The 12,042-nt window shown below is 38.1% G+C and carries 9 protein-coding genes; 3 read left to right on the forward strand and 6 right to left on the reverse strand.

The genetic code is table 11. The features are described from left to right. Positions 1-8 precede the first annotated feature (8 nt). Together scpA and MUN53_RS01050 are read left to right on the forward strand one after the other, a co-directional pair. Complete coding sequence (gene scpA, locus MUN53_RS01045; RefSeq protein ID WP_022455302.1) at positions 9-2,156, forward strand: methylmalonyl-CoA mutase; 2,148 nt, start codon at positions 9-11, stop codon at positions 2,154-2,156. 126 nt (positions 2,157-2,282) lie between these two features. Beyond that, positions 2,283-2,468, forward strand: coding sequence for a DUF6722 family protein (locus tag MUN53_RS01050; RefSeq protein WP_022455300.1), 186 nt, complete (start codon positions 2,283-2,285; stop codon positions 2,466-2,468). 212 nt (positions 2,469-2,680) lie between these two features. Here MUN53_RS01050 and MUN53_RS01055 read toward each other — a convergent pair whose 3' ends face one another. Together MUN53_RS01055 and uraH are read right to left on the reverse strand one after the other, a co-directional pair. Beyond that, entirely contained in the window at positions 2,681-3,439 is a 759-nt protein-coding gene (locus tag MUN53_RS01055) for a DUF5036 family protein (RefSeq protein WP_243323044.1), read from the reverse strand. A 105-nt stretch (positions 3,440-3,544) separates the two neighbouring features. After that, positions 3,545-3,940 carry a hydroxyisourate hydrolase gene (gene uraH / locus MUN53_RS01060; protein WP_243323045.1) on the reverse strand — a complete coding sequence of 132 codons (396 nt, stop codon included), beginning with the start codon at positions 3,938-3,940 and terminating at the stop codon, positions 3,545-3,547. 201 nt (positions 3,941-4,141) lie between these two features. Here uraH and cysK point away from each other — a divergent pair, with 201 nt between their 5' ends. Next, positions 4,142-5,074 carry a cysteine synthase A gene (gene cysK, locus MUN53_RS01065; protein WP_243323046.1) on the forward strand — a complete coding sequence of 311 codons (933 nt, stop codon included), beginning with the start codon at positions 4,142-4,144 and terminating at the stop codon, positions 5,072-5,074. Positions 5,075-5,201: 127 nt separating this feature from the next. Here the strand turns inward: cysK and MUN53_RS01070 are convergent, their stop codons facing one another. The 4 genes from MUN53_RS01070 to MUN53_RS01085 form a co-directional block, all read right to left on the reverse strand. Then, on the reverse strand, positions 5,202-7,007 hold the full coding sequence (locus MUN53_RS01070; RefSeq protein WP_243323047.1) for a hypothetical protein: 1,806 nt from the start codon (positions 7,005-7,007) through the stop codon (positions 5,202-5,204). Beyond that, entirely contained in the window at positions 7,004-9,034 is a 2,031-nt protein-coding gene (locus tag MUN53_RS01075; protein WP_243323049.1) for a glycoside hydrolase family 71/99 protein, read from the reverse strand. Before MUN53_RS01075 ends, MUN53_RS01070 begins: the two co-directional genes overlap by 4 nt. A 131-nt stretch (positions 9,035-9,165) precedes the next feature. Beyond that, positions 9,166-10,260, reverse strand: a complete 1,095-nt coding sequence (locus tag MUN53_RS01080; RefSeq protein ID WP_243323051.1) for a DUF4959 domain-containing protein — start codon at positions 10,258-10,260, stop codon at positions 9,166-9,168. 21 nt (positions 10,261-10,281) lie between these two features. Beyond that, positions 10,282-12,036, reverse strand: coding sequence for a RagB/SusD family nutrient uptake outer membrane protein (locus MUN53_RS01085; protein ID WP_243323053.1), 1,755 nt, complete (start codon positions 12,034-12,036; stop codon positions 10,282-10,284). Positions 12,037-12,042: the final 6 nt, after the last annotated feature.

A 12,042-nucleotide genomic window follows, 5' to 3' on the forward strand; every position in this document is an offset into this window, starting at 1 on the left:
AAAAGACAATGAGACCAAATTTTAAAGACATAGATATTAAAAATGCCGGCTTCGCTGCTACAAATGCAGCTGAATGGGCAAAGGCCAATGGCATTGAAGCCAATTGGAAAACACCGGAACACATCAACGTGAAACCGGTCTATACAAAAGAAGACTTGGAAGGTATGGAACACCTGAACTTCGTATCTGGTATTCCTCCTTATCTGCGTGGTCCGTACAGTGCCATGTATCCATTGCGTCCTTGGACAATCCGCCAGTATGCAGGTTTCTCTACAGCTGAAGAATCAAATGCTTTCTATCGCCGTAACTTGGCTTCAGGACAGAAAGGTTTGTCTGTAGCATTCGACTTAGCTACTCACCGTGGATATGATGCTGACAACGAACGTGTAGTAGGCGACGTTGGTAAAGCAGGTGTTTCTATCTGTTCTGTTGAAAACATGAAAGTTTTGTTCGATGGTATTCCTTTGAACAAGATGTCAGTTTCAATGACAATGAACGGTGCTGTACTTCCGGTAATGGCATTCTACATCAATGCAGGTTTGGAACAAGGTGCTAAATTGGAAGAAATGGCTGGTACAATCCAGAATGATATCCTGAAAGAATTCATGGTGCGTAACACATATATCTATCCACCTGAGTTCTCAATGCGTATCATCGCTGATATCTTCGAATATACTTCACAGAAGATGCCGAAGTTCAACTCTATCTCAATCTCTGGTTACCACATGCAAGAAGCAGGTGCAACTGCTGATATTGAAATGGCTTATACTTTGTGCGACGGTTTGGAATATCTTCGTGCTGGTGTAAATGCAGGTATCGATATTGATGCATTCGCTCCTCGTCTGTCATTCTTCTGGGCAATCGGTATGAATCACTTCATGGAAATTGCCAAGATGCGTGCAGCTCGTATGTTGTGGGCTAAGATCGTTAAGAGTTTCGGTGCCAAGAATCCGAAATCATTGGCTTTGCGTACACACTGCCAGACTTCTGGTTGGTCACTGACAGAACAGGATCCGTTCAACAACGTAGGTCGTACTTGTATCGAAGCAATGGCAGCAGCTCTTGGTCATACACAGTCTTTGCATACCAATGCATTGGACGAAGCAATTGCTTTGCCGACAGACTTCTCTGCTCGTATTGCCCGTAATACTCAGATCTACATTCAGGAAGAAACAAAAGTCTGCAAGCAGATTGACCCGTGGGGTGGTTCTTACTATGTAGAATCTCTGACAAACGAACTGGTACAAAAAGGTTGGGCGTTGATCCAGGAAATCGAAAGTATGGGCGGTATGGCAAAAGCTATCGAAACAGGTCTGCCGAAGATGCGTATCGAAGAAGCAGCTGCTCGTACTCAGGCTCGTATCGACTCAGGTATCCAGACAATTGTTGGTGTTAACAAATATCGTCTGCCGAAAGAAGATCCGATCGATATTCTGGAAATCGATAACACAGCCGTTCGTAACGAACAGATCGAACTGTTGAAGGAATTACGTGCTAATCGTGACGAAGCTGCCGTACAGAAAGCTTTGGCTGATATCACAGAATGTGTTAAGACAAAGAAAGGCAACTTGTTGGAATTGGCAGTAAAAGCAGCCGGTTTACGTGCTTCTTTGGGTGAAATCTCTGACGCTTGCGAAGCTGTTGTAGGACGTTATAAAGCAATCATTAGAACTATTTCAGGCGTGTACTCATCAGAAACTAAGAAAGACGCGGACTTTGAAAAGGCTTGCCAGTTAACAGCCGAGTTCGCTAAGAAAGAAGGTCGTCAGCCACGTATCATGATCGCTAAGATGGGTCAGGACGGACACGACCGTGGTGCAAAAGTTGTTGCAACGGGTTATGCAGACTGTGGTTTCGACGTAGATATGGGACCGTTGTTCCAGACTCCGGCAGAAGCTGCTCGCCAGGCTGTTGAAAACGACGTTCACGTAATGGGTGTTTCTTCATTGGCTGCAGGACACAAGACATTGGTTCCGCAAGTAATCGAAGAACTGAAGAAGTTAGGTCGTCCGGATATCATCGTCATTGCCGGTGGTGTAATTCCTGCTCAAGATTATGACTTCTTATATAAGGCTGGTGTTGCAGCCATCTTTGGTCCGGGTACTTCTGTTACCAAAGCTGCTTGCCAGATCATGGAAATCTTGTTGGGTGAATAATTTTATTCTCTAAATCAATAGCCCCGCCAGACAAAGAAGAATTGTTTGGCGGGGTTTATTTTTATACGAAGTCATAGCTATTATTTCTCTATATTCCTTATATTTGCCAAAACAAAACCCTACAATATGAAAAAAGAATTCGGAAAATGGTTAATGGATATAGCCAAGTATCTAATGACAGTTGCTATATTGTCATCTATTATTACAGATATGGATAAAACATGGTTATACTATCTGTCTTTATTATTTTTTATAGTATTAATCCTTGTATTCGGTTTGTGGCTGATACGAGATAAAAAGGAAGGAGTATAATATGCTAACAATCATGAGTTGTATTACACTTTTAATTATAGCGATTACAGGTGTTCTTTACTTCAATTATCAAGACAAAAAAGAAGAGAAGAATAAACAGTCTAAATAAATAGCACCACGGTATCAGGATATATTTCGATGCCGTGGTGCTATTTTTATTCCAATATCTCAGACAAACATTCTTCTGAGAATTTTCTATAAGGATAAACCTCCTATCCTTTCCACTCTACCCATACAGAAACTTCTGTATAGATATGTTTGTAACGGATTATCAGATGATATTCAGAACCAACACTATACAGAGAGGCAGCCCTTAGCTTTAACTGTTTTCCTTCAACAGCATAAGTAAGTTCCTCCTGAGCTTTTCCTAACAAATCGATTTCAATATCTCCCGGATGAGAAGAAGGTAAATCAACCACTAACGGAGTTTGTTCGTCGATAGAAGCCAGATAAGGATCCAACCAGATCGTTCCCAGTGAAGTTCCCCAAACCGGTAGTTGTCCTTCTGATGGTTTACCCAGTAAGAAACGGACATTAGCTCCGGTAATACTGTCACCCCGCTGAATCCAGGAGTCAACAAATACCCGATAAACTGATGCAGACTCAGCAATAGCTAACTGTCCGGATTCTTCAAATTCTAATATGTCATCGACATCACAGATCACATAACCATTTCCCGGTTGTACGGCTACTTGTGGAGCCATATTTATGAAATCCGGCATCTCAATATCTCCAATACCGGATTTCTTTCCCATGTCGAAAATAGGGAAACGGTTACTATGGAAATTCCTCTCACCCGTTATATATACATCCGAATTACCCAGCAAGGTCTTTCCGTTCCTTTCGTCCATCATATACAAGGTTGCCGTGCCTTCCGGAAACAATTCTTCCTCACTCAGATCATCCGAACACGAAAAACAGGCCATTAGCCAAGACAAGGCCACCCAAATAACAAGATTACGCTTCATCATACTCTTTCCTTTTTAGTTTATCAAATTCTTTTTCTGATGAAGAGTCCTGCAATTCGGATTTATCACTATAACGACCGATACCTTTTAATAATTATTTAGAAATGATCAGTTTCCCCGATAAGTAGAATATCCGAAAGGAGAAAGAGTTATCGGTACATGATAATGCTTATCATCCTTGATCTCGAACACCACTTCGATAAAAGGATAAAAAGAATCTTGCTGTTGTGCCTCAAAATAAGGAGCTGTTTCATACGTCAGCTTATAAATACCCTGATGATTGGTTCCATCTTCCGGCAAGAAGTCCTTTACCCGACCATTGATATCCGTTGTTTTCTCAGCTACCTGAATCCATGTATCAGTCTTAGTTTCCAACTTTGACAGGCGAATCTTTACATCTGCAGCCGGAGCTCCTTTATTAATATCTAAAATATGACTCGATAATTGATAAGAGACTTCTTGCCCCCAGCCGAACTGAGCCAACATAGCCAACGTTAGCATCATAAAAATCTTCTTCACACACATAACTTTTACAATTAAAATAAACGGTTTAATAAATAATTCCAGGTAAGAATTTACAATCCACTCTCACAAGAAGAACAGAACGGGGGAATAAATAGTTATGTATTGAAGCGTTAATCTCTACTTAAAAGTCGTTATATCCAGAATTATTCTAACTTTGCGTACAGACTAATTACAAAGATTATGAACATCAAGAATAGCTTGACCGAATTGATTGGTCATACGCCGTTACTGGCTCTTCACCGTTGGGCGAAACAACAGCAATTGGTAGCCGAAATCGTTGCCAAAGTAGAATATTTCAATCCAGGAGGAAGTGTAAAAGATCGGGTTGCCCTTTCGATGATTACCGATGCCGAAGAAAAAGGATTGTTAAAGCCTGGCGCCCTCATCATCGAACCAACCAGTGGAAATACCGGTGTCGGATTAGCTTGGGTTGCTTCGGTAAAAGGATACAGATTAATTCTGACTATGCCCGAAACCATGAGCCTGGAACGCCGTAATTTACTGAAAGCTCTCGGAGCTGAACTAGTTCTCACCCCTGGAAGTGAAGGAATGGGCGGTGCCATCCGCAAGGCGCAGGAAATACAAGCGGCAACACCCGGTTCGTTGATCTTACAGCAGTTTGAGAATCCGGCCAATCCGCTTGCACATGAACGCACCACGGCCGAAGAAATCTGGCAAGATACCGACGGAAAAATCGATATCTTTGTGGCCGCTGTCGGTACAGGCGGAACACTAACCGGAACAGCCCGCGGATTAAAGAAGAAGAATCCGAATATCCGGATCGTAGCTGTCGAACCAGCCGGATCACCCGTCCTATCCGGAGGAAAAGCCGGTCCACATAAAATACAAGGTATCGGAGCTGGATTCATTCCTAAGATTTTAGATACGAGTCTAATTGACCAAATTATTCCTGTTACCGACGAAGACGCCATGCGTACCAGTCGTGAATTATCTGCTACCGAAGGTTTATTGGTGGGTATATCATCCGGAGCTGCAGCTTTCGCCGCCCGAGAAATAGCAAAAGATGAAGCTAATCAGGGAAAACGCATTGTTGTTTTATTGCCTGATACCGGCGAACGTTATCTCTCTACGGAGTTGTTTCAACACACTTAAAAGATTAGAGGACTGTTTAACAGCTATATTTTCACCTACTTAAAAAGGAAATATGACATGTGAATTCATCACAACACATATCATATTTCCCTTTGGGAATATATTGAAAATTTAATGATCTTGTATTCTATTTTGCAGTATAAACATAATTAAAACGTCCACCAGGAGCAACATCCCCATTTATATAAAAATCCATAATATTCCCTTCATCTTGTAAGTTATCACTCCATTTAAATTCAAAATCTAACTGATCAGTTAACCCCAATATTGATTTTTCAACTTCAATCTCCAATCTATTCCCACTCACAACAAATTTTCCGTTTCCAATATTTGTCCACATCCATTTTCCTTTTATATTTTTTTCAATCGTAACCAATCCATTTTCTGGGGAAATACGATTAATGACCAAATCATATCCATACCAACCAGTCTGTTTGTTTCGATCAACATCAATAAAAAGGAGCATCCAATTTGGATCTTTAATTGAAGTCAAAGGTTGATCAGTTTCTACATAAAAATAAATATTTTTATTATCACGAGCTACTTTTGCTCCAATTATATCATTTCTCCCAGTTTTATTTACGTAATAAGTATCATTTCGTCCTGGATGATCTCGATGCAAAGTATTTCCTCGATAAGAAGCAAAATAAGGCCTTACATCATCCCATTCTCCCTCTTTACCAATACAGATGGATTTTTGAGGAGATACAACATCCGGTTTAGAGACTCCTTTAAACCGTCTAACGTTATTCACTAATTGTAAATAATAAACATCTCCTTTATCGCCCCACCCTTTGTTAGGCTCAATATCTCGACTACAATTCCAATTATATTGATCTACAAAAGAAAATGGTTTTCCAGTCCAACCATCTTTCTCTAGCCACATACCAGCTATGTATTCGTTCCATCCAGTTACAAAAATTAATTCTGGATCTAACCCAAGTGCATAATCCCACTGTTCTTGAAAATTCCAACCATACAAATAGCCATCAATTCGTGGATCAAACCCTTTAGTCTCAGTATAATTACGACCATATGCATTAGGCAAATTAAATGCACTACAATGCCCTTTACTTTCAGGATTAGTATTTTGAGCGACACCAACAGTTACTTCTTCATAACCGCCTGTTGTTTTAACATATCCATGCTGAGGATACACTTCTAACCATCCCCACTGATCGTTACGAGTAGGTCCATTCACGTAATCAGGTTGTCCAGGACGGAATGTAAAAAATTGAGCGATCTCTTGGTCAATTGGGTCATTGGTTAAATTATCTGGATAAGCCATGATACAAGGTTTTCCTTTCCAATTAAACCATAAATTTTTATAACGTCCCGTCTTATAAATATCTTCATACAATTTTCTTAAAGAAACCAAAGAATTGGGTACAGCCCCAAAAGGGAGCATAAATGCTATTTTAGGAACTTTTACTCCATCCTTCATAGCAGATTCCCAAGTTTTCATTAAAATCTCATAAGAATCTTTCCAAGTAAATGAACCATTTGTACAATCGAAAAAGACCGCATCTATACCGGCATCAGCCAACAATTCTGCATGTTTACGAAGAACCCATGGATCCGTAGTGCGATAATATCCCATCAAGGGTTGTTCCCAATAGAAAAAACCAGGTTTTTTATCGCCCCATGCCGGATGATTATAATCTGCCATAGCTTCCGGATATTGACGAACTATTTCCGTAATATTTTTAACAGGGTAATTTGTATCATCACTCCCCTGGTGCCATGTCCAGTAAAAAATCGCAACATATTTATTCTCCCTTTTTGCCAATGCTTCTGAATAATCTATGACCTTACGTCCTAAAGCATCAGTGGCAGCCCATTGATCACTATTCACCAACTGTTGGGATTGCATATTTATATACATTCCACAACAACATAATATACATATTATTCTCTTAAATAACTCTTTCATCTTTTCCAAATATAACGATAATTAAAACGACGATTGGGAGCTGCGTCCCCTTCAATAAAAGCAATAGGATCAATTAATTCAGTAGCTGGATTATCCGCCCATTTGAAATCCAAAACAAAAGAATCATCTTTAAGTCCCAATAAATCCCGATCAATTGCTAATTCCATACATTTATTCCCTTTTCTATAAGCAATATCTCCAACATTCATCCAAGAGTCTGATTTATGATCATATTTCATTATAGTTGTTTTCTGTCCATCTATAACATGTTTATTAATCAAATAATCATAACCATACCAACCTGTTTCCACGTTTTTATCAACATCAATAAACAACATCATCCAATTTTCATCATTAAAATCCGTTAAGATATCAGCCGTTTCCACAAAAAAATAAATATTATCTTCATCTACAGCAACCTTTGAACATATAATATCGTTACGTCCAGTTGTATCTATATATTGATAACCTCCATATCCTTTATAATTTCTATGGACAATATCACCTCTTGTATCTCGATATTCTACCAAAACATCTTCCCAATCTTTAAATGATCCATCGATTTTTATATTGACAAATCCCTTGCATTCAGGGATACTTCGAACTCCCTTATAACGACGAATATTTTGAACCATTTGCATGTAATAATTATCAGTATATCCGCCTTTCATCGGTTGAATCGTACGATTAAATTCTGCATTATATTGATCAACAAAATAAAAATTACTTTTCCGATTCAAAAATGTAGTTGGCCCAGGAGACTCAGAGCCAGGAGCCTTTCCTCCAACATATTTACCCGCAGTCCACTCGTTCCAATCGTTTAAAAATAAAAAATCCGGATCATTTGCCAATGCTTCATCCCATCTTTGCTGAAAATAAATGCCATAAGCTGTAGGATTATTTACCGTTTTCCCTAACCAAGGGACATAGGAAGAAAGTGGCATGTCGTATTCATTCAACTTTGGCTCTTTATTTTCTCGAGTCCAAGATTTACCAACAACCGAAATTGGATGCTGAGCAGGAGTAACAGCCATTTGTTCCTTCAGACCTTTGTGAGTTGCTACTAAATCTGCTGGATTTAACAGACAAACACGATCATCTCCCAAATCATAACCAAAACTCCAATTATCTTCAGTACCGACATAACGTTCTCCTGCCCATTCATAATATCCCCACCACATATTGCGTAACGTAAAAAAATCTTTTACTTCTTGTGTATAATCAGTATAAAATTCGTCTACATAATCTTTATCTAGGTAATGTTGGTGTGTTGGATCTGTCAAAGCTTTCGGATCATAATGTGGATTGGGATTTTTTACCCCTCCACCATTTGCATCTACAAAAGGTTTGCTATTATATAACAATAAAGGCTTACTATCCCAATAAAACCATAAGTCTTTATATTTTCCTTCTTTATATATTTTGTCATATAAATCTTGAACAACGGTAATCACTGGGCCATTAAATGCCCAAAAACAGAATTGAGGAACTTTGTTACCTTCTTCTTTCATCTTAAGCATCGTAGAAAATAAAGCCTCCCATTCATCCCAATAACGGACAGCATTGGTTACATCCAGGACTAATACATCTACTCCAGCATCAGCTAACATAGAAATATCTTTCTGAATAACATATGTGTCACGACTTAAGAAATAGCCTAACTCAGGCTCACCCCAATGATATGAGCTTTCAGTCCATACAGGATTTGTACCATCGAGCCTTGCCATAGGATCCTCTCGCAAAACCTTAGTAACATCACCGTTATAAGGAGCTCTTAAATTAGCTAATCCATCAGAATGCCAAGTGATATAAAAAATTCCTACGACTCTACGTTTATCCGTCTTTACTTCCCCAACATCTTCTTGTTCAGGCATAGTTCTTCCTAAAGCATCAGTTGCAACCCATGTATCTGAATAAATATCCCACTCAAGATTATCAGATATCATTCCTATATTCTTCCGACTACTACAGGCCATCAACAAACTTTCCAAAAGAATACCCAAGACAACCCATTTAATATATTTCATAATTCATCTTTCCTTAATTTATTATTTTACTATTCCAAACATGATCAATTCTACAAAAATCTCCTTTACATAAATTTAGCGAAGAGGCTATAAGTTAGTACAACTTACGCCCTCCTTCGCTTTATTTTACACTATTCAAAATGTATATTCTTTAATTTAATAGTTAAACCAGCTTTTGTACCAAGATCAAATCTCATAAAGTCACCAGCATTACCCATCCAAGAATGCTGAGCCATAGCCTCGGTATAATCGTATCGGAATGTTTGCCACTCTCCTGTATTATTTTCAGGCACTTCTACTGAAGTAGAACGTCCTCCTGCAGCACCCCCACCTGCATCACACCAGAACAACTCTAAAGTAAAGGATTCTGTCGATTGATAACGAAATACCAATACTTTTCCTGCGATTGAATTGTGCATACCATAACAATTAATATTTGGATCACCCCCAAAGGTAACAAAAGTATATTCATACACATTATCTGGATTATCTTGGGTAAATGATACCTGATTAGCACCTGTTCCAAAAGTAATATAATCCACATCGTCATATACTATATCATCTGGATCAATGAGAGGAGTTACCTCAAAAGTATGAGGATCTGTCTCACCTTCATCCCCATCATTTTTGGCCACAATAGTCAAAACCGTAGTTTTTGTTATTCCTGCTAAAACATAACTACCAGTAACACCAGCATCAATTTCTACTTCTATGTTCTCCCCTTCCCTATTAACATAAAAAACTTTTAACTTTACAGAAACTCCTGTTTCATTCACCCAAGAAATCCTTGCCCCAGAAGATATTGGATCTACTGTAATAGTTTCAATAACATAATTCATTGCTTCTTGAGTATTTTGAGGTATACCAGATATTTCAACTGCAGATGAAATTACTCCAGAATAACCAACTGAACGTAAATTAAACACATGCTCATTCGTATCGGTAAATCCTCCTACAGTTGTTTCACCCAAGCCATCTTCATTTATATCATATTTACTAACTTTCTTCCTTACTTCCTTTCCTCCTGAATCTTTATATGTAATTAAAACATAATAAAAATCCTCATTATCTGGGTTCTCCCAATTCAAAATAACAGATCCAATAAAAGAAGTACTAGTAACATTCGATACAGGTTCTATTTTAGAATCATTTTTCCCATCATCCTCAGTACATGAAAAAATGGAGATAAGTAAAAATGAAATCAGAAATGCAATATTTTTTTTCATACTACTTATTCTTTTTATTAATTACCATCCTAAATTTTGCCAATCATCACCAGTTAATCTCTCCATTTTATCAACTTCAGTAACATCTAATGGATAAAATAGATAACGATCTTCATAAGAAGCACGATCATTAAAACGAAAACGCTGATAACTCAAAGAACCATCTTCTTTTCGTACAATACGCATACCTGTTACAAAACGCTCCGTTTCACTCAGAATCTTCCAACGACGCACATCAAAGTAACGCAAAATTTCCATCGCATATTCTATACGACGTTCATTACGATATTTCTTCTGAAATTCATCTGCACTCATGCCTGATTCAAATCTAGGCATTCCCACACGAGCTCTAACCACATTAATTGCATCACATGCACTCAACGAAATGCCATTACCCAAATCAATTTGTTTGTCAGGGCCATAAACCTGATAAGCTGTTTCTGCAAAATTATAATATAGTTCAGGTAAACGGAAAATACGCATGTATCCATCTGAATTACTATATCGATTAGAATTAAAATGTGCATACTTATGCATATAGTATCCTGTTCGTGTATACATCTTACTTGTCGTAGATATACCTTCAGTTCCCCCCTCGAATGTTTCTATTTTCTGATCGCTTGAACCATCTAATTTGCGAAGTGCCCCATTATAATAAATAGTTGCATAAAAACGAGGGTCACGACCTTCATATGGATTATTTTCATCATATCCCGAATTAGGATTAATAATAGGCTTCAAATGATCTACATCGTCATAGCCTAAAATAGGGGCTAATCCATTGGCCATTTCATAAGCATCTACCAAATCCTGAGTAGGACATGGACCAGCTTTAGTCATACCTTCAGTCGTAGGCAATCCAGCATCCGACCATGCGCTAACTTGAGTTCCACCATAAATTGTTTCTTTATCAGTAGCTCCTAAATCATTGGGATTATACAAAAAATAATATGCATATGCATTATGATAATCATCGGTTGTAGTAAACAAAGTATACCCATGATTTAAACACTGTGATAATGCGTCTCCAGTAATTTGAACTGCTTGTTCTATAGTAAAAGTACCGTCATCAAATAATGGACTTACGGCAAATGTAATAGCCTGTGACTTTATTGCATAAGCAACTGCTCGAGTCATCATATTCCACTGATTGCTCATCATTCGCCATGGAAAATCTTCACTTTCAGCAGTTGCTAATGCCGTATCACAATCCGACAATATTTGTGTAACAATTTCACCTATTGAAGCCTTTTTATCTTGAGCATAATCATAATCTGCAGACCTGGATTCTAAAACTAAAGGAACTTGTCCATAACGCTTAAAAAGCTCTAAATAATAAAATGCCCGTAAAACATAAGCCTGAGCTTTCCAGCCTATTTTTTCCGCATCTGTAACGTAAGCCGTGGCTTCATCAATATTAGCTATAAAAACATTACAACGACGAATTCCTTGATAATAATTTCCCCATGGAGAACCATCTAAAATATAAGAAGCAAAATTCGTTGCATTTACTCCTCCATTATACCAATAATCATATCGTGAACCAGGAGTAATATCATCACTATCTTCTGCATCATCTGTAAATGAACCTGCTTCTAAATAAGGGCTTGGCAAAAATCCATAACAACCATTTAAATAGCCACGAGTACGATTTCTGTCAGTAAAAACCTCAGCCATCGTAATAGATCCGTCAGACTTTAAATCCAAATCATCATTACAAGAGGTTACAAATAGCTCGCTAACCAACAATAAGGAAAAAAATATAAATTTATTCATATGAAT

Origin of the sequence: Parabacteroides faecalis (assembly GCF_022809355.1) — a bacterium.
Classification (GTDB): domain Bacteria; phylum Bacteroidota; class Bacteroidia; order Bacteroidales; family Tannerellaceae; genus Parabacteroides; species Parabacteroides faecalis.

Bases quoted from the DNA above. Each gene is read 5' to 3' on its own strand.
- MUN53_RS01085 (WP_243323053.1), bottom strand. From the start codon at position 12,036: ATGAATAAATTTATATTTTTTTCCTTATTGTTGGTTAGCGAGCTATTT.
- scpA (WP_022455302.1), top strand. From the start codon at position 9: ATGAGACCAAATTTTAAAGACATAGATATTAAAAATGCCGGCTTCGCT.
- cysK (WP_243323046.1), top strand. From the start codon at position 4,142: ATGAACATCAAGAATAGCTTGACCGAATTGATTGGTCATACGCCGTTA.
- MUN53_RS01075 (WP_243323049.1), bottom strand. From the start codon at position 9,034: ATGAAATATATTAAATGGGTTGTCTTGGGTATTCTTTTGGAAAGTTTG.
- MUN53_RS01050 (WP_022455300.1), top strand. From the start codon at position 2,283: ATGAAAAAAGAATTCGGAAAATGGTTAATGGATATAGCCAAGTATCTA.
- MUN53_RS01080 (WP_243323051.1), bottom strand. From the start codon at position 10,260: ATGAAAAAAAATATTGCATTTCTGATTTCATTTTTACTTATCTCCATT.
- MUN53_RS01070 (WP_243323047.1), bottom strand. From the start codon at position 7,007: ATGAAAGAGTTATTTAAGAGAATAATATGTATATTATGTTGTTGTGGA.
- MUN53_RS01055 (WP_243323044.1), bottom strand. From the start codon at position 3,439: ATGATGAAGCGTAATCTTGTTATTTGGGTGGCCTTGTCTTGGCTAATG.
- uraH (WP_243323045.1), bottom strand. From the start codon at position 3,940: ATGATGCTAACGTTGGCTATGTTGGCTCAGTTCGGCTGGGGGCAAGAA.